21 protein-coding genes, 1 rRNA gene and 1 pseudogene are annotated in these 16,237 nt (G+C 36.7%); 20 read left to right on the top strand and 3 right to left on the bottom strand.

Annotated features, from left to right (window positions below; genetic code table 11):
• The first annotated feature begins 14 nt into the window (after nucleotides 1–14).
• The 16 genes from rplO (at nucleotide 15) to rpsI (ending at nucleotide 10,837) form a co-directional block, all read left to right on the top strand.
• Nucleotides 15–452, top strand: a complete 438-nt coding sequence (gene rplO / locus D2K62_RS14060) for a 50S ribosomal protein L15 (RefSeq protein WP_112179312.1) — start codon at nucleotides 15–17, stop codon at nucleotides 450–452.
• Nucleotides 452–1,747, top strand: a complete 1,296-nt coding sequence (secY, locus tag D2K62_RS14055; RefSeq protein ID WP_112179314.1) for a preprotein translocase subunit SecY — start codon at nucleotides 452–454, stop codon at nucleotides 1,745–1,747. Before rplO ends, secY begins: the two co-directional genes overlap by 1 nt.
• A 43-nt stretch (nucleotides 1,748–1,790) precedes the next feature.
• Nucleotides 1,791–2,441, top strand: a complete 651-nt coding sequence (locus tag D2K62_RS14050; protein ID WP_112179316.1) for an adenylate kinase — start codon at nucleotides 1,791–1,793, stop codon at nucleotides 2,439–2,441.
• Nucleotides 2,442–3,015: 574 nt separating this feature from the next.
• A complete protein-coding gene (locus D2K62_RS14045) occupies nucleotides 3,016–3,351 on the top strand; it encodes a KOW domain-containing RNA-binding protein (RefSeq protein WP_112179318.1) in 336 nt (111 codons plus the stop codon).
• Nucleotides 3,329–3,547, top strand: a complete 219-nt coding sequence (gene infA / locus D2K62_RS14040; protein WP_003464670.1) for a translation initiation factor IF-1 — start codon at nucleotides 3,329–3,331, stop codon at nucleotides 3,545–3,547. The genes D2K62_RS14045 and infA overlap by 23 nt, the downstream gene beginning before the upstream one ends.
• A gap of 34 nt (nucleotides 3,548–3,581) precedes the next feature.
• Nucleotides 3,582–3,695 carry a 50S ribosomal protein L36 gene (gene rpmJ / locus D2K62_RS14035; RefSeq protein ID WP_089831635.1) on the top strand — a complete coding sequence of 38 codons (114 nt, stop codon included), beginning with the start codon at nucleotides 3,582–3,584 and terminating at the stop codon, nucleotides 3,693–3,695.
• 23 nt (nucleotides 3,696–3,718) lie between these two features.
• Nucleotides 3,719–4,084, top strand: a complete 366-nt coding sequence (gene rpsM, locus D2K62_RS14030) for a 30S ribosomal protein S13 (protein ID WP_112179320.1) — start codon at nucleotides 3,719–3,721, stop codon at nucleotides 4,082–4,084.
• 25 nt (nucleotides 4,085–4,109) lie between these two features.
• Nucleotides 4,110–4,499 (top strand): 30S ribosomal protein S11, encoded by a 390-nt coding sequence (gene rpsK / locus D2K62_RS14025; RefSeq protein ID WP_112179321.1) that lies wholly within the window; start codon nucleotides 4,110–4,112, stop codon nucleotides 4,497–4,499.
• Between the two features lie 233 nt (nucleotides 4,500–4,732).
• Entirely contained in the window at nucleotides 4,733–5,677 is a 945-nt protein-coding gene (locus D2K62_RS14020) for a DNA-directed RNA polymerase subunit alpha (protein ID WP_112179323.1), read from the top strand.
• Nucleotides 5,678–5,721: 44 nt separating this feature from the next.
• The gene (gene rplQ, locus D2K62_RS14015) at nucleotides 5,722–6,075 is read left to right on the top strand and encodes a 50S ribosomal protein L17 (protein ID WP_112179325.1); all 354 of its coding nucleotides are present in this window, start codon (nucleotides 5,722–5,724) and stop codon (nucleotides 6,073–6,075) included.
• Nucleotides 6,076–6,419: 344 nt separating this feature from the next.
• Complete coding sequence (locus D2K62_RS14010; RefSeq protein WP_112179327.1) at nucleotides 6,420–7,259, top strand: energy-coupling factor ABC transporter ATP-binding protein; 840 nt, start codon at nucleotides 6,420–6,422, stop codon at nucleotides 7,257–7,259.
• Complete coding sequence (locus D2K62_RS14005) at nucleotides 7,235–8,098, top strand: energy-coupling factor ABC transporter ATP-binding protein (RefSeq protein WP_112179328.1); 864 nt, start codon at nucleotides 7,235–7,237, stop codon at nucleotides 8,096–8,098. The genes D2K62_RS14010 and D2K62_RS14005 overlap by 25 nt, the downstream gene beginning before the upstream one ends.
• Before the next feature lies 1 nt (nucleotide 8,099).
• Complete coding sequence (locus D2K62_RS14000) at nucleotides 8,100–8,897, top strand: energy-coupling factor transporter transmembrane component T family protein (RefSeq protein WP_112179330.1); 798 nt, start codon at nucleotides 8,100–8,102, stop codon at nucleotides 8,895–8,897.
• A 12-nt stretch (nucleotides 8,898–8,909) separates the two neighbouring features.
• A complete protein-coding gene (truA, locus tag D2K62_RS13995) occupies nucleotides 8,910–9,656 on the top strand; it encodes a tRNA pseudouridine(38-40) synthase TruA (RefSeq protein ID WP_112179331.1) in 747 nt (248 codons plus the stop codon).
• Between the two features lie 333 nt (nucleotides 9,657–9,989).
• Nucleotides 9,990–10,424 carry a 50S ribosomal protein L13 gene (gene rplM / locus D2K62_RS13990; protein ID WP_157967387.1) on the top strand — a complete coding sequence of 145 codons (435 nt, stop codon included), beginning with the start codon at nucleotides 9,990–9,992 and terminating at the stop codon, nucleotides 10,422–10,424.
• Between the two features lie 20 nt (nucleotides 10,425–10,444).
• Nucleotides 10,445–10,837 (top strand): 30S ribosomal protein S9, encoded by a 393-nt coding sequence (rpsI, locus tag D2K62_RS13985; RefSeq protein WP_112179334.1) that lies wholly within the window; start codon nucleotides 10,445–10,447, stop codon nucleotides 10,835–10,837.
• A gap of 59 nt (nucleotides 10,838–10,896) precedes the next feature.
• On the opposite strand, the pseudogene adhP reads toward rpsI, so the two are convergent.
• Nucleotides 10,897–11,882: pseudogene (adhP, locus tag D2K62_RS13980) on the bottom strand (alcohol dehydrogenase AdhP).
• 187 nt (nucleotides 11,883–12,069) lie between these two features.
• Here adhP and cwlD point away from each other — a divergent pair.
• Nucleotides 12,070–12,780 (top strand): N-acetylmuramoyl-L-alanine amidase CwlD, encoded by a 711-nt coding sequence (gene cwlD, locus D2K62_RS13975; RefSeq protein WP_117161625.1) that lies wholly within the window; start codon nucleotides 12,070–12,072, stop codon nucleotides 12,778–12,780.
• An 87-nt stretch (nucleotides 12,781–12,867) separates the two neighbouring features.
• A complete protein-coding gene (locus D2K62_RS13970; RefSeq protein ID WP_117161632.1) occupies nucleotides 12,868–13,911 on the top strand; it encodes an Mrp/NBP35 family ATP-binding protein in 1,044 nt (347 codons plus the stop codon).
• A 68-nt stretch (nucleotides 13,912–13,979) separates the two neighbouring features.
• Here the strand turns inward: D2K62_RS13970 and gerD are convergent, their stop codons facing one another.
• Nucleotides 13,980–14,582, bottom strand: coding sequence for a spore germination lipoprotein GerD (gene gerD / locus D2K62_RS13965; RefSeq protein ID WP_117161624.1), 603 nt, complete (start codon nucleotides 14,580–14,582; stop codon nucleotides 13,980–13,982).
• 114 nt (nucleotides 14,583–14,696) lie between these two features.
• Nucleotides 14,697–15,458, bottom strand: a complete 762-nt coding sequence (gene pdaB, locus D2K62_RS13960) for a polysaccharide deacetylase family sporulation protein PdaB (protein WP_112179341.1) — start codon at nucleotides 15,456–15,458, stop codon at nucleotides 14,697–14,699.
• 133 nt (nucleotides 15,459–15,591) lie between these two features.
• Here pdaB and D2K62_RS13955 point away from each other — a divergent pair, with 133 nt between their 5' ends.
• A complete protein-coding gene (locus D2K62_RS13955) occupies nucleotides 15,592–15,816 on the top strand; it encodes a hypothetical protein (protein ID WP_112179343.1) in 225 nt (74 codons plus the stop codon).
• Nucleotides 15,817–16,107: 291 nt separating this feature from the next.
• Nucleotides 16,108–16,237: ribosomal RNA gene (locus tag D2K62_RS13950) — 16S ribosomal RNA — on the top strand; the annotation flags it as partial.

The following is a 16,237-nucleotide window of genomic DNA, read 5'->3' as shown; positions in this document are numbered from 1 at the left end:
GAGGAGGTGCTCGCATGAAACTTCATGAATTAAAACCAGCACAAGCTCGTAAAGAGCGTAATCGTGTAGGTCGTGGAATGTCCTCTGGTAACGGAAAAACATCTGGACGCGGACATAAAGGTCAAAAAGCTCGTTCAGGTGGTGGAGTTCGCTTAGGTTTTGAAGGTGGACAAATGCCATTATTCCAACGCTTACCAAAACGAGGATTCACTAATATCCATCGTACAGAATATGCGATTGTTAATTTAGAAACACTAAATAGATTTGAAGAAGGTACAGAAGTAACACCCGAACTATTACTTGAAACTGGTACAGTTAGCAAGTTAAAAGCCGGCATTAAAGTTCTTGGAAATGGCAAAATGGAAAAGAAACTTATTGTAAAAGCTCACAAGTTCTCTACTTCTGCAAAAGAAGCTATTGAGGCAGCGGGCGGTAAAACTGAGGTGATCTAATGTTTCGTGCAATCTCCAATTTTTTTCGTGTGAAAGAGATTCGAAGTAAGATTGTTTTTACACTATTGATGCTTATAGTTTTCCGATTAGGAACATTTATTCCTGTTCCGTTCTCAAATCGTGATGCAATTGAATTTATGAATGACCAACAAAGTGTTTTCGGGTTCTTAAATACATTTGGTGGCGGGGCATTGCAAAACTTTTCTATTTTAGCAATGGGAATTATGCCTTACATTACTGCCTCCATCATTATGCAATTATTGCAAATGGATGTAGTCCCGAAATTCACTGAGTGGAAGAAACAAGGTGAAGTTGGGCGACGTAAGTTAGCTCAATTCACTCGTTATGCAACAATCGTTCTTGCTTTTATCCAAGCAATCGCTATGTCGATTGGATTTAATGCAATGAGTGGGGGAGAATTGATTTCGAACCCTGGTGTAGGTAAATTCTTGGTTATCGCTATCGTGTTGACCAGTGGAACAGCTTTCTTAATGTGGCTTGGAGAACAAATTACTGCAAATGGTGTTGGAAATGGTATTTCCATTATTATATTTGCGGGAATTGTCGCTGCAATACCAAATGGTGTCAACCAACTTTTCGAACAATACTTTGGTGGTAACGTCGGTGACGACCTATTCATTAATATTGTAATTGTTACGTTGATTGCTTTAGTTGTACTTGCGGTAACAGTTGGAGTAATTTATATTCAACAAGCATTACGGAAAATTCCAATCCAATATGCTAAGCGTTTAGTTAATCGTTCACCTGTTGGTGGACACTCTACGCATCTACCGTTAAAAGTAAATGCCGCTGGAGTAATACCAGTTATTTTTGCAGTATCATTTATCATGGCACCACGAACTATCGCAGGTTTCTTTGATGGTAACGTTGCAGGAACAATTGAAACGATTTTTGATTATACGCAGCCTATTGGTATGGTTATATATGTAGCCTTAATCATTGCTTTTACTTATTTCTACTCATTTGTTCAGGTTAATCCAGAACAAATGGCTGAAAATCTTAAAAAGCAAGGTGGATATATCCCAGGAATACGTCCAGGTACAAATACGGAGACGTATTTGACACGTGTTCTATATCGTCTTACATTTGTTGGTTCTATCTTTCTTGCTGCGGTAGCAGTATTACCATTAGTTTTAGGTAGTATCGCTAACTTACCACAGGCTATTCAAATTGGTGGAACAAGCTTACTAATTGTTGTTGGGGTAGCTCTTCAAACAATGAAACAGTTAGAAAGTCAACTGGTAAAACGTCATTACAAGGGATTTATTAAGTAATGAACATTGTGATCGTAAAGAAATGAGAGCGAGGGGAATTACAATGAATTTAATTCTAATGGGTCTTCCTGGTGCTGGTAAAGGTACACAGGCTGATAAGATAGTAGAAAAATATCAGGTCCCTCATATTTCAACCGGAGATATGTTTCGATTAGCAATTAAAGAAGGAACTGACCTCGGAAAAGAAGCAAAATCATTTATGGATCAGGGTGAATTAGTTCCAGATGAAGTTACTATTGGTATAGTTCGTGAACGTTTAAGTAAGCCTGATTGTGACAAAGGATTTCTTTTGGATGGTTTTCCAAGAACAATTGCGCAAGCAGAAGCATTGGATAACCTACTTAGTGAAATGAAACGTTCATTAGACTTTGTATTACATGTTGATGTACCACAGGATAAATTAATCGAACGTTTAACTGGTCGAAGAATTTGTCCAACATGTGGCGCTACCTATCATGTCGACTTTAATCCTCCTCAAAATGAAGGTTTATGTGACAATGATGGTGCAACATTAATTCAACGGGAAGATGATCGTCCAGAAACTGTCTCAAAACGGTTAGAAGTAAATGTACAGCAAACACAACCAATGTTAGACTTCTATCATGACAAAGGATATCTTGTCTCCATTGATGGTTTACAAGAAATTTCAAAAGTATTTGAAGATATTGATCATAAACTTATGGCATTGTCATAAGTTATTTAGCAAAGTACCACGAAAATAGCATATTGCTCTGTCTGACTTGTATCAAATGATGCATTTATCTTGGTAAAAGAGTATAATGATTTTCGTGGTAATGTTTGCGTCAATTCATTCAAGTGGATACTTGCAATAAAACGATAAAACAACTATGAATTAGCAACTAGATATAACCTATCGTTAGTAATATAATAAAAGACTAATTACAAAATTATGTCTTGAACAAGCAAAACCAGGTGCCCACCTTTCCAATATATCGCATGTAATTTTCAGGCACATGTGGAGCAAATGGTTACTGTAATTTACATGAGATAGGATAGAACGTTTATAATTAAACGTTGCCTGATGATTGATTTTACAGTCCACTAAAAAGACCCACAATGGACCCAGATAAGACTCGTGTTGAAGAAACTATAAAATACGGGAATAAGTCAGTTAACATCTTTTGCGGATAATTGGACGGTAGTCACAAAACATGGTAAAATATATCCTCGTTTTGATTATATATTTTGTGTTATAAAAGTTAGTTATTTTACTAACAAATTTAAAACCTAAGTGAAGGTGATCATGTTTGAATGATACGGAGTCGCGTCCTGAGATAGGTCAAGTTGTTCAAATTATGCAAGGGCGAGAAGCAGGCCAATATGCAATTGTCATTAACATTGTGGATGATCGTTTTGTCTTGCTTGCGGATGGAGAAAAAAGAAAATTTGATAGTCCTAAAAAGAAAAATCTTAATCATGTAATACCAATGAGTTTTATTTCTCCAGAAGTCCAAAACAGCCTTCTAGAAACTGGTCGCGTTACAAATGGTAAGCTGCGTTTTGCTATATCAAAATTTGTCAATGAAGTAGTGACTGATTTGAAGAAGGGAGATCAACTCGATGGCGAAAGACGATGCAATTGAAGTAGAAGGTACTGTTACTGACACATTACCGAATGCAATGTTTAAAGTTGAATTAGAGAATGGTCACACCGTTTTAGCTCACGTTTCTGGTAAGATTCGTATGCATTTCATTCGAATTTTACCTGGAGACAAAGTAACGGTTGAACTTTCTCCATATGATTTAACTAGAGGGCGTATTACGTACCGTTATAAATAAATGATAGGCTCCGATACAAGAGGAGGTATGGATGATGAAGGTAAGACCATCTGTAAAACCAATGTGCGAAAAATGTAAAGTTATTCGTCGCAACGGAAAAGTTATGGTAATTTGTGAAAACCCTAAACATAAACAAAAACAAGGTTAACAATAAGGAGGTGCACAGCGCTTATGGCACGTATTGCAGGTATTGATATTCCACGTGAAAAACGTGTAGTAATTTCTTTAACTTATGTATTTGGAATCGGTAAAACTACTGCAAAAGATGTTTTAAAAGAAGCTGGCGTATCAGAAGATACTCGTGTTCGTGATTTAACTGAAGATGAGTTAACTAAAATACGTACAGCAATTGACAATTATACAGTAGAAGGTGACCTTCGTCGTGAAGTTTCATTGAACATTAAACGTTTAATCGAGATTGGTTCATATCGAGGACTTCGTCACCGTCGTGGCTTACCAGTACGCGGACAGAAAACGAAGAATAATTCTCGTACACGTAAAGGTCCACGTAAAACAATGGCTAATAAAAAGAAATAAATAATAAAGGAGGTTTGTAATTCAAATGGTCCGTAAATCTAATACACGTAAAAAACGCGTGAAAAAGAATGTTGAGAGTGGTATAGCTCATATTCGCTCTACATTTAACAATACAATTGTAACAATTACTGATGTTCAAGGTAATTCTCTTGGATGGAGTAGTGCTGGTTCACTTGGTTTTAAAGGGTCACGTAAATCAACACCATTTGCTGCACAGATGGCGGCTGAAGCAGCTGCTAAAACTGCACAAGATAATGGCGTTAAAACGTTAGAAGTAACGGTTAAAGGTCCTGGTGCAGGACGTGAAGCAGCAATCCGTTCACTACAAGCAGCAGGTATAGAAGTTACTGCCATTGTTGATGTAACACCAGTTCCTCATAATGGTTGTCGCCCACCTAAACGTCGTCGCGTTTAAATTTATCCGTATAGAATTTGTCAGCCTGTCTATAATGGGTTATGATGGCTTAAAGTAGAAAGACCAAATTAAGGGTATCAAGTTAATTTTGACCGTTCTAAAGCAGCATCGCATCAGACAGACTTAAAGTATACGAATTGACATAGTGCAGAAACGGGAACTGCCTACCTGGGGAATTTCGGTTAGACAAATGTCTAACCGGGGTTTCGACGTTTGAAGGAGGGTTTTTATTAATGATCGAAATTGAAAAGCCAAGGATTGAAACAGTAGAGATCAGTGATGACGCTACATTTGGAAAATTTGTTGTAGAGCCATTAGAACGTGGATATGGAACTACACTAGGAAACTCCTTACGTCGCATTCTATTATCCTCACTTCCGGGTGCTGCTGTAACATCCGTGCAAATTGATGGAGCACTTCATGAGTTTTCAACTATTGAAGGCGTTGTAGAAGACGTAACAACCATTGTTCTTAACCTTAAAAAGCTTGCTTTAAAAATCTACTCTGAGGAAGAAAAAACATTAGAGATAGATGTGCAAGGTGAAGGAGTAGTTACAGCTGCAGATATTACGTATGATAGTGATGTTGAAATATTGAATCCTGATCTTCATATCGCTACATTGGGAAGTAATGCTGCATTGCATATGAAAATGACTGCTGAACGTGGTCGCGGTTATCGTCCTGCTGAATCAAATAATCATGATGATCAACCTATTGGTGTTATTCCAGTTGATTCTATTTTCACACCTGTTTCTGGTGTGACGTATCAAGTTGAAAATACACGCGTAGGTCAAATTACTAATTTTGATAAATTGACATTAGATGTTTGGACAGATGGAAGTATTCGACCGGAAGAAGCAGTTTCTTTAGGTGCTAAAATCTATACAGAGCATTTAAATGTATTTGTAAGCTTAACTGATGAAGCTCAAAATGCTGAAATCATGATCGAAAAAGAAGAAGATCAAAAAGAAAAAGTATTAGAAATGACAATTGAAGAGCTTGATTTATCCGTGCGTTCTTACAACTGCTTAAAACGTGCAGGCATAAACTCTGTTCAAGAACTTGCGAATAAATCAGAAGATGATATGATGAAAGTTCGTAACTTAGGGCGTAAATCACTTGAAGAAGTGAAACACAAATTAGAAGATTTAGGTTTAGGATTACGTAAAGAAGATTAATCTTATAACACCTTGAGACATTCCGAAAAAGGGAGGGATAATCCATGGCTAGAAAACTAGGCCGCACAACAGATGTGCGTTTAGCATTACTTCGAAATCTTGCTACTGACTTGATTATTCATGAACGTATAGAAACAACAGAAGCGAAAGCGAAAGATCTTCGTTCTGTAGTAGAAAAGATGATTACGCTTGGAAAACGCGGCGATTTACATGCTCGTCGTCAAGCAGCAGCTTATTTATATGGTTCTAAAACGGCGGATAATGAAGATGCAGTGCATAAGCTTTTTAATGATATCGCAACTCGTTATGAAGAACGTCAAGGCGGATATACACGTGTTTTGAAATTGGGAGCGCGTCGTGGTGACGGTGCAAAAACAGCAATTATTGAGTTAGTATAGACTTGATAAAGAAGGTGAAGGGCAGGATAGAATCTCTCCACGAGGTTAATCCAAGCCCTTTTTTGCTCGTTAAATAAATGAAGTGATTTTGAAAATACAGATTAGAAAAACGCCGTTGACTTCACCTAACTAGGGTAGCCAAACGGCGCTTTTTTATTAACTAACGGTATCTGGAATTTTGTATACACCGTATTTCTCTACTTCGAAATATGATACTATAGTTATTTGAAGAGATTGTTTGCGGTAGATGACATGAATAGCAATTTTAAACTGTCATATGACAGTTTAACCTCACTTCCTTCATTTCCGGGGAAATAATTTGTACTATTGACGGAGGAACTTAAATGAATAAGAAGAGTATTGAATTTAGAAATGTCTCTTTTCGTTATGGAGACGAGGGTGCCTGGGTTTTAAAGAATGTTAGCTTTAAAATACCGGCAGATGAGTGGGTAGCCATTATTGGTCACAACGGTTCTGGGAAATCTACAATTGCTAAGCTGATGAATGGTTTATTATTTCCTAATGAAGGTCAAATTATTGTTCATGGTATTCCAGTAACAGAAGAATCAATTTGGGATGTACGTAAAAGTGTAGGAATGGTTTTCCAAAATCCAGATAACCAGTTTGTTGGCACTACAGTTAGAGATGATGTTGCATTTGGTTTGGAAAATAGAGGTTTTGAACGTCAAAAAATGATAAGTCAAATAGACAATAGTTTAAATGCAGTAGGAATGATAGATTATATGCTGCATGAACCGCACCGTCTGTCGGGAGGACAAAAGCAACGTGTTGCGATTGCAAGTGTACTTGCAATATCTCCAGAAGTGATTATTCTAGATGAAGCAACGGCTATGCTAGATCCTAAAGGAAGAAAAGAAATAATGAATACGATAAATGAAGTCAAAAATCAACAACAGCTGTCATTGATAACAATCACGCATGACTTGAATGAAATCACCCAAGCTGATCGAGTTATTGTTATGAATGAAGGAGAAGTATGGTTAGAAGCGACGCCAAGAGAAGTATTCGAAAAAGAGGATGCTTTGAAAGCAATTGGATTAGATATTCCGTTGGTAGCAAAAGTTGCAAATGAATTAGAAAAGATAGATGTTCTTTTAGAAAAACAACCACTAAACCTAGAGGAGTTACTTGAGGAATTATGGATATATCATTCAAAGCAGTGAGTTATACATACCAACCAAATACACCGTTTGAACACCACGCCATACAAAACTTATCCTTTCATATACCTAAAGGCCAATTTGTAGCGATTGTTGGCCATACGGGATCAGGAAAATCGACTTTAATTCAACATCTTAATGGACTAGTTCGACCAACTAAAGGCGAAGTAACCATCGGACCATATTCGTTGAAGCCAGGCGTGAAATTAAAAGAAATGAAAGACTTGCGCAGAAAAGTAGGGGTAGTATTTCAGTATCCTGAGCACCAATTATTTGAAGAAACTGTAGAGAAGGATATAGCTTTCGGACCGAAAAATTTTGGTGTTTCCCCCATTGAGATTACTAATCGTATACCTGAAGTGATGCATGCTGTTCAGCTACCAATGGATATTTTAAAACGGTCCCCATTTGAACTTAGTGGCGGTCAGATGAGACGTGTAGCAATTGCTGGTGTGTTGGCTATGAATCCGGAAGTTCTTGTTTTAGATGAACCAACTGCAGGCTTAGATCCAAGAGGACAAAAAGATATGATGGAAATGTTCCATAACTTGCATCATAATAAGAAATTAACAACTGTTTTAGTGACGCATAGCATGGAAGATGCTTTGCATTATGCTGATTCTGTTATTATATTAGACCACGGTAAGAAGTACATGGAAGGCATACCTAACGAGGTGTTTGTACAAAAGGATAAATTGCAAATGGTTCAGTTAGACTTGCCAGAGATAATACATTTTTTGAGAGAAATGAATGAAAAGTTTGATCTTTCCATTCCATATCATAAACAAACGATGGAAGAACTAGCTGTCGAAATCAAGAATTGTCTGAAAGGAGATGTATAAATTGAATAATGCATTTCTAATAGGACAGTATGTACCCAGTAATTCAATGATACATCGACTAGATCCACGAACAAAAATTATGATGATTTTTCTATTTGTTATTTTCGTGTTTTTTGCGAATTCTATTGAAAGTTATGCATGGTTAATTGCATTTGCGGTTAGTGCTGCAGTCGCTACAAAAATAAGGTTGCCGTTTATTATAAAAGGCCTGACACCTGTTTGGTTTTTAGTTATATTTACATTTATCCTACATTTAATTGTTACAAAAGAAGGATCTGTTCTTTTCGAGGTCTTTTCTTATCCTATTTATAGTGGCGCGGTTACTCAAGGAACTGCTATTTCTTTCCGGTTTATTTTACTTATATTGGTAACTTCACTATTAACTTTAACAACTACACCTATAGAAATAACTGATGCAATCGAAAGTTTATTACACCCATTAAACAAGATTAAATTCCCTGTTCATGAATTAGCTTTAATGATGTCAATTTCATTACGATTTATTCCTACTCTCATGCAGGAGACAGAGAAGATCTCAAAAGCCCAGGCTTCCAGGGGTGTGGATTTTAGGACGGGCCCAGTTAAAGATAGGATACAAGCAATTGTACCTTTACTTGTCCCTTTATTCGTTAGTGCCTTTAAGCGTGCAGAAGAATTAGCAATGGCAATGGAGGCCCGTGGATACCGTGGCGGTGAGGGTCGAACAAAACTAAGAGAATTAAAGATTGAAAAACGAGATATCTTATCCATGATCGTATTTGCCCTTGTGATAGTTATCTTATTTTTGTTAAGAAATTAAAGGAGTAATAAAATGAAACGAATTATGTGTGTCGTAAGTTATGATGGGACAAATTATGCTGGTTATCAAATTCAAACAAATGGGATAGCGATCCAAGCAAAAATACAAGATGCACTTAAGTTGATGCACAAAGGGACAGCAGTGCAAATTACTTCTTCTGGAAGAACCGATGCCGGCGTCCATGCTGTGGGACAAGTCTTTCACTTTGATACCTTTTTATCGATTCCATCTGATAATTGGAAAAGAGCACTCAACACTCTGTTGCCGGATGATATTCACATTAATTCTGTAAAAGAAGTAGATAATAATTTCCATGCGCGATATGATTCCGTTTCAAAAGAATACCGTTATTTGGTTTTAAATAGCCCAGAACCTGATTTATTTAAAAGAAATCATATTTTACATGTTAAAGATAAGTTAGATGTAAGAGCTATGCAAGAAGCATGTCAATGGATAGAAGGGGAACATGATTTCTCAGCATTTTGTTCAGCAAAAACAGACCTAAAAGGTAGCAAAATTCGAACAGTTTACCAAGTTACTTGTGAGCAACAAGGCGATCAAATCACGTTCATTTTCAGAGGAAGTGGTTTTTTATATAATATGGTTCGGATATTAGTAGGAACATTGATTGGGATTGGTAAGGGTGTACATCGGCCTGAAGAAATGAAGGAAATGATTGAAAGTAAAAGTCGCGAGAAGGCGGGTATAACTGCCCCTCCAAATGGACTATATTTATGGAGAGTAAGATATCTAGAGTGATTTATATCTGTTATATTCTTTTGTAAATGTTATTGTCTCATAGACTTCAGTAGTTGAAAGCGCAGATGTAGGATTTGTGGCTTCGTCCGATCGCATCAGTTTTTAGCACAAAAATCATCTGAAAAAAATTTTTGTTAAAAAAACAACGGAACCGGTTGAACAGCTATTGACTTTAGGCACTAGTTGTTATATGATGATTTATGGCATTTTATTTCTAATCCACGATTGGCCCCGGAAGTTAGTTGTGTAGAATATAAGATCAAATCAAGCTAGCAATAGCAAATGAAACGTAATATCAATAGGTAAATATATATATTAGGAGGTTAACCCATAATGCGCACTTTCATGGAAAATGTAAAGGATGTAGAACGCAAATGGCTTGTAGTTGATGCAGAAGGTCAAACACTTGGTCGTTTAGCGAGTGAAGTAGCTACTTTACTTCGCGGCAAGCATAAAGTAACATACACACCGCATGTTGATTCTGGTGACCATGTCATCATTATAAACGCAGAGAAAATTCACTTAACTGGTAATAAATTAAATGACAAGATGTACTACCGTCATTCTAATCACCCAGGTGGATTAAAGTCTCGTAATGCAGACGAAATGCGAACTAAATATCCAGAACAAATGTTAGAGCTTACGGTAAAAGGAATGCTTCCAAAAGGTAGCCTTGGTCGTAACATGAACAAGAAATTACATGTATTCAGAGGTTCAGAACATACTCATCAAGCACAACAACCAGAAGTATATCAACTTCGCGGTTAATTAAAAGGAGGTAATGAATAGTGGCACAAGTACAATACTACGGTACCGGTCGACGTAAAAGTTCAACTGCTCGTGTACGTTTAGTTCCAGGAACTGGACGTATCATCGTAAACAAACGTGATGCGGAAGACTACTTCCCATACGAAACATTACGTACAATTATTAAGCAACCTTTAGCTTCAACAGAAACTGAAGGAACTTATGATGTTTTAGTAAATGTTCATGGTGGAGGTTTCACTGGTCAAGCTGGAGCAATTCGTCACGGTGTTTCACGTGCGTTGTTAGAAGCAGATCCAGAATATCGCGCTGTACTAAAGAGCGCTGGATTCTTAACTCGTGATTCTCGCATGAAGGAACGTAAGAAGTATGGTCTTAAAGGCGCACGTCGCGCACCACAGTTCTCAAAACGTTAATTTTATCAAAAAGCCCTATTTCCTATATTGGAAAGAGGGCTTTTGTTTTTAGCATAAAATTAGTTCTTTAAGTCTAGCACCATTCTTCCCTGAATAGTTCCAGATTCCATTTCTTTAAATATGTCATTAATATCTGCAAGTGGACGTGCTTGGACAACCGGGATGACTTTTTCTTCAGCACCAAACATAAAGGCTTCTTCTAAATCTTTTCTTGTCCCAACCAAGGAACCGATTACTTGTATACCATCTAAAACGGTTTTAACAATTGCTAAGTCCATTGTTTCTGATGGAAGTCCTACTGCAACAACTTTAGAGGTAGGGCGAACAGAATTAACAGCAGCATTAAATGCAACCTTGGATACGGCAGTTACCACCGCAGCATGAGCACCTCTTATTTCTTGTTGAATCCATTCTGCGGGATCCCCTTCTTTTTTAGAATTGAAGATTAAATCAGCACCAACTTCTTTTGCCAAAGCTAATTTATCATCATTTACATCAACTGCAATAACGTGTGCATTAAATACTTTTTTTGCGTATTGTACAGCTAAATTACCCAATCCCCCGACGCCATAAATAACTATCCATTCACCTGGCGCCACATCTGCAACTTTAATTGCTTTATAGGTAGTAACCCCGGCACAAATAATACTAGTGGCTTGCTTAGGATCTAAACCATTTGGAACTTTAACGGCATAATCAGCTGTTACAATGCATTGTTCTGCCATTGCACCATCAACACTGTAGCCAGCATTTTTAACTTCTCTACAAAATGTCTCTTCACCTGTTACACAGTATTCACAATGTCCACATCCTTCAAAAAACCATGCAATACTAACACGATCACCTGGCTTTATAGACGTATAACATCAGAAGCGACCTCTTTAACAATTCCAACACCTTCATGTCCAAGAATACGACCCTGTACATCGCCAAAATCACCTTTAGCTACATGTAAGTCCGTATGACAAACTCCGCAGTATTCAATGTCTACTTCGCTAACTTCTACTAACTTATTGTTGTCTTTACTTACAACGACTGCTTTCATGAACATCCTCCTTTAACAATGTGAATTATTGAGCAAGTTCTACAAATTTATTATAAACCTATATTTTACCATGTGCAAGGGTTTAGAAATCTATTATTTGTAAACGGTGAGACTAAGCTGGTATAAATCTAGACCTTGTCCCATATAGTGAAGAATAAGAGAGTTATCGTTATGGGGAGGTAGACAGATGAATCAAGTAAGTAAGGTAATCTTATGGATAAGTGGTGCCATTTTGTTGGTAATTTTAATTCAGTATCCTATTCAGCAATCAACAGATTCATGGGATTCTTGGTCACTTCCCATGGCTGGTCAAGTTATTGTTTTAGACCCTGGTCATGGTGGAGTCGATGGTGGTGCTGTTGGAGCTGATGAAACATTAGAAAAGGATATTACCTTAACTGTAACTAAAAAATTACGTGATTATCTGCAGCAATCAGGTGCATTGGTATATATAACAAGAGAAACTGATCGTGACTTGGCTGCTGATGATACAAATGGTATAGCACGACGTAAAGTAGAAGATATAAAAAATAGAGTGGCGTTTATTGAAGAAAAAGATCCGGACTTCTTTGTGAGCATTCATTTAAATGCAATCCCTTCCACAGAATGGTCAGGTGCGCAATCATTTTATTATCCAACTAATGAAAAAAGTAAGAGCCTAGCAAAGAATATACAAAGTGAAATTAAACGAAATTTAGAAAATACAAATCGAGAAGCATTGGCTTTAAATGGTATGTATTTGTTAAAGCATACAGAACAACCTGGTGCTTTAGTAGAAATAGGATTCTTATCTAACACGCATGAAAGAGAATTGTTAAAAACACAAGCTTATCAAACGAAAATGGCAGCCAGCATTTATGAAGGGATTTTAAATTATCTTACAGTTGAGAGTGAATAGACAAATAGAACTACGTTATCTCATCTCCCTATCAATATGTTATAATGTATTAAAGAGTACTGACTTTTGCGAAAGGGCGGTGTCATTTTGTTAACCAAAGAACAAGTGATAGAAAAATTAGATCCAGTCAAAGATCCATTTTTACATAGAACATTAGCAGAAACCGGTGGAGTTGTTGAAGTTATAGTTAAAGAGGAAAAGGAACATATTAGTATTAAGATAGCTATTGCTAAACCAAACACAGCTGAGCAAATGCAATTGCAACAGGAAGTTGTTAAGATACTTAAAGAAGCTGGTGTAAGAACAGTGGGCTTACGTTTCTCTCAACTACCTGATGAAGTGATAGAAAAATTCCAACCACAAGATGAATCAGCGCTAACATTATTAAGCGGGAACACAAAAACAAAGTTTTTAGCTATAGCGAGTGGAAAGGGTGGCGTCGGTAAATCGACTGTCACAGTTAATACAGCAGTTGCTTTAGCCGAATTAGGTAAGAAAGTCGGCATTATTGACGCAGATATTTATGGGTTTAGTATTCCAGATATGATGGGTGTAGAAAAGCGACCAACATTAAAAGGAAATCGCATTGTACCAGTTGAACGTTTTGGAGTACAAATGATCTCAATGGGATTTTTTGTTGAAGATAATTCTCCTGTTATTTGGCGTGGTCCTCGTTTAGGTAAAATGCTCAAGAGCTTTTTTACAGAGGTAGAATGGGATGATTTAGATTACTTGTTACTTGATCTTCCGCCAGGAACTGGAGATGTTGCATTATCATTGCATGGTATGCTTCCGGAATCAAAAGAAATAATAGTGACTACTCCTCATCCAACAGCAGCTTTTGTAGCGGCTCGCGCGGGCCAAATGGCTATTGATACCAATCATGATATTATTGGTGTAATTGAAAACATGTCCTATTTTGAGAGCAAGGTGACTGGTGAACGTGAGTATGTATTTGGACAAGGTGGCGGACAAAAGTTAGCTGACCAACTTGATACAGAGTTAATCGGTCAGCTTTCGTTAGCTCAACCTTACCATGAAGAAGGCTCTCATTCATCGATATACCAAGCGGATCATCCTATAGCTAAAGTCTATGCAGAGATTGCTTCGCATATTATAGAAAAATTTTGATGCAGTAAATATGGATACCAACTATTTAGTTGGTATCCATATTTTTTGAGTGCTCTTTTTTGGGCTTTTTATCCACTGCCTTCTTCTGACTCTGACGCAGCTCCTCCTTTACTTTCTGATGCTTTCATTTCCTCAGCCGCTTTTAAAATAACATCAGTCATTTCTGCTTTAAATAAAGGAGAGTTCATCGTTTCTTGTATTGTTTCTTGTAAATGTTCTCTGAATTGTTGCCCCTTTAGTACAGTTGTTATTTGCTTTTCCATTTCTGGATTTGCCAGTAACTCAAGCATTTTCTTTTGGTATTCTGGATCGCTCATTAAGCCTTTTATAACAGCTTCTTGTTGATCAATCATTGATTGGGCAAAGCCTTCAACAAATTTTTGATCAGAGAACATTTTGTTCCAAAATTCCTTTCCTTTATCAGAGGTTAGTGCTTCTGATATGGCATCCTCTAGTACTTGTGACTCAATAACATACGTTTTCTGCATTTCTTCGTCGGCTAAGACATCTGTAATGGCCTTTTTACCTTCATCTGTTTTTAATATATCTGTCACCATTTTTTTTGTGGTATCATACGTTTCCTGATTGCTACCAGAAGTTTCGCCATTCCCTCCACAAGCGGAAAGGATAAACAAGGTAGTGAAACTTAGCATACATATTTTTTTAATCATTGCTCTAATATCCTCTCTAACATCTTTCTTACCTTTAATATGAGGATAGATTAAAATTTTATGTATGCTAAAAGATGACTGTGAAAAGATATAGATGGTAATGAAATAATATGGTTAATCGACCTCTTCATTAAGTGCTTTTGCTCTTGTAATTATTTCGGAAATGGTAACAAAGGAAAAACCCTTTTCTTTCAATCCTGGGAGAATTGTTTCTAATGCATCAGGTGTTTGCTTAACAGAATCAGATGCATTTAAAAGAATAATATCGCCATTATCGGTATTTGTCATGACGTGATCAATAATTTTATCGGTACCGGGGTTTTCCCAATCACGTGGATTTATATTCCACTGAATAACATCATATCCTTGGTTCTCAGCAAGCTCCAATACTTCTTCATTTAGGTGGCCACTTGGTGTACGTAATAAGGACAAGTCTGGATACCCTAATACTGTAAATATTTCGCTTGCTTTTGCAAGATCCTTTCTAACTTCTTCTATATCCTGTTGAAGATAGCTTTTATATCGATATCCCATCATGCCGACCTCATGACCATCGGCTTCAATCTTCTCAAGCAAGTCTGGATGGTGTTCCGCCCATTCCCCAATTATAAAAAAGGTTGCTTTGACATCATGCGCTTTTAATTTTTCAAGTGTAGGTTCAACCATTTCGCTCCCCCAACTTATATTAAAAGTTAGTGCAATAGAGGAATCATTTGGGTCTCCTTTACTTAAAGCGGCTGGATTATCCTTTGTTGAGAATACAGAAAAATCACTTTCAGATTCAATCCATAAAAATAAAGCAGTGAAAAGAGCTAAAAAAACTAATAAACCAACCCGTTTAATTCTTTTTAACTTAACTATAAAGAAATAGTTCATTATTTAATCTCCTTTTATGGGACTTGCTATATTTTATGAATAGATTTACTCAATATGAATAGAAAAGGTTTGAAATCTAATAAAAAAGAGAAATAATGAACATACAACTGTGATTAAGAAATGAGGAATGTATATGATAGGCATGCTTATAAACGATATGGAACAAAATGAGATAGAATATTTAATTAAACGAGAACTTGAAGAATTAATATTTGATATGGAAGATCACCGTATGGATCAGTTAGTTCGAAAAGCAATGGCAGATCGATATAAGGTACTTTTTCAATTGTTTAAACGTGTTGCAAATGAACAAGAAGTATTGAAGTATGTACCTCAAAACCTTAAATGGAATGATTAGTAGTAAGTTTACATCTTTAATTATCTTATCTTTTTAAAATAAACTATTGCACGATGTGCTTGTCTATGCTATATTATCTCTTGTTGTCAGTTCGACACGTTATAACTAAACAATATGTATTTGAATTTAATTCATGAAAAAGTATTGACACTTTTTCATATGCATGGTATATTATATTTCGTCGTCAAAACGACATAAACAAATTGATCTTTGAAAACTGAACGAAACACACAGTATGTTAAGTAAGTAGAAACAACAAGCTAGTTAAGTATTTGAGCAGCAAGCTCGCATTTCATGGAGAGTTTGATCTTGGCTCAGGACGAACGCTGGCGGCGTGCCTAATACATGCAAGTCGAGCGCATGAAATAAGTGAATCCCTTCGGGGTGAAGCTTATGGATTGAGCGGCGGACGGGTGAGTAA

This window comes from Paraliobacillus sp. X-1268 (assembly GCF_003426095.1).
GTDB lineage: Bacteria > Bacillota > Bacilli > Bacillales > Amphibacillaceae > Paraliobacillus_A > Paraliobacillus_A zengyii.
This window is presented reverse-complemented; position numbering and strand designations above follow the sequence as displayed.

What these genes read in the sequence shown, in the direction of transcription:
- truA (WP_112179331.1), top strand. Translation starts at nt 8,910, where the DNA reads ATGAAACGAATTATGTGTGTCGTAAGTTATGATGGGACAAATTATGCT.
- rplO (WP_112179312.1), top strand. Translation starts at nt 15, where the DNA reads ATGAAACTTCATGAATTAAAACCAGCACAAGCTCGTAAAGAGCGTAAT.
- D2K62_RS14010 (WP_112179327.1), top strand. Translation starts at nt 6,420, where the DNA reads ATGAATAAGAAGAGTATTGAATTTAGAAATGTCTCTTTTCGTTATGGA.
- D2K62_RS14020 (WP_112179323.1), top strand. Translation starts at nt 4,733, where the DNA reads ATGATCGAAATTGAAAAGCCAAGGATTGAAACAGTAGAGATCAGTGAT.
- rplM (WP_157967387.1), top strand. Translation starts at nt 9,990, where the DNA reads ATGCGCACTTTCATGGAAAATGTAAAGGATGTAGAACGCAAATGGCTT.
- rpsM (WP_112179320.1), top strand. Translation starts at nt 3,719, where the DNA reads ATGGCACGTATTGCAGGTATTGATATTCCACGTGAAAAACGTGTAGTA.
- infA (WP_003464670.1), top strand. Translation starts at nt 3,329, where the DNA reads ATGGCGAAAGACGATGCAATTGAAGTAGAAGGTACTGTTACTGACACA.
- D2K62_RS13955 (WP_112179343.1), top strand. Translation starts at nt 15,592, where the DNA reads ATGATAGGCATGCTTATAAACGATATGGAACAAAATGAGATAGAATAT.
- rpmJ (WP_089831635.1), top strand. Translation starts at nt 3,582, where the DNA reads ATGAAGGTAAGACCATCTGTAAAACCAATGTGCGAAAAATGTAAAGTT.
- gerD (WP_117161624.1), bottom strand. Translation starts at nt 14,582, where the DNA reads ATGATTAAAAAAATATGTATGCTAAGTTTCACTACCTTGTTTATCCTT.
- D2K62_RS14005 (WP_112179328.1), top strand. Translation starts at nt 7,235, where the DNA reads ATGGATATATCATTCAAAGCAGTGAGTTATACATACCAACCAAATACA.
- D2K62_RS14050 (WP_112179316.1), top strand. Translation starts at nt 1,791, where the DNA reads ATGAATTTAATTCTAATGGGTCTTCCTGGTGCTGGTAAAGGTACACAG.
- rpsK (WP_112179321.1), top strand. Translation starts at nt 4,110, where the DNA reads ATGGTCCGTAAATCTAATACACGTAAAAAACGCGTGAAAAAGAATGTT.
- secY (WP_112179314.1), top strand. Translation starts at nt 452, where the DNA reads ATGTTTCGTGCAATCTCCAATTTTTTTCGTGTGAAAGAGATTCGAAGT.
- pdaB (WP_112179341.1), bottom strand. Translation starts at nt 15,458, where the DNA reads ATGAACTATTTCTTTATAGTTAAGTTAAAAAGAATTAAACGGGTTGGT.
- cwlD (WP_117161625.1), top strand. Translation starts at nt 12,070, where the DNA reads ATGAATCAAGTAAGTAAGGTAATCTTATGGATAAGTGGTGCCATTTTG.
- rplQ (WP_112179325.1), top strand. Translation starts at nt 5,722, where the DNA reads ATGGCTAGAAAACTAGGCCGCACAACAGATGTGCGTTTAGCATTACTT.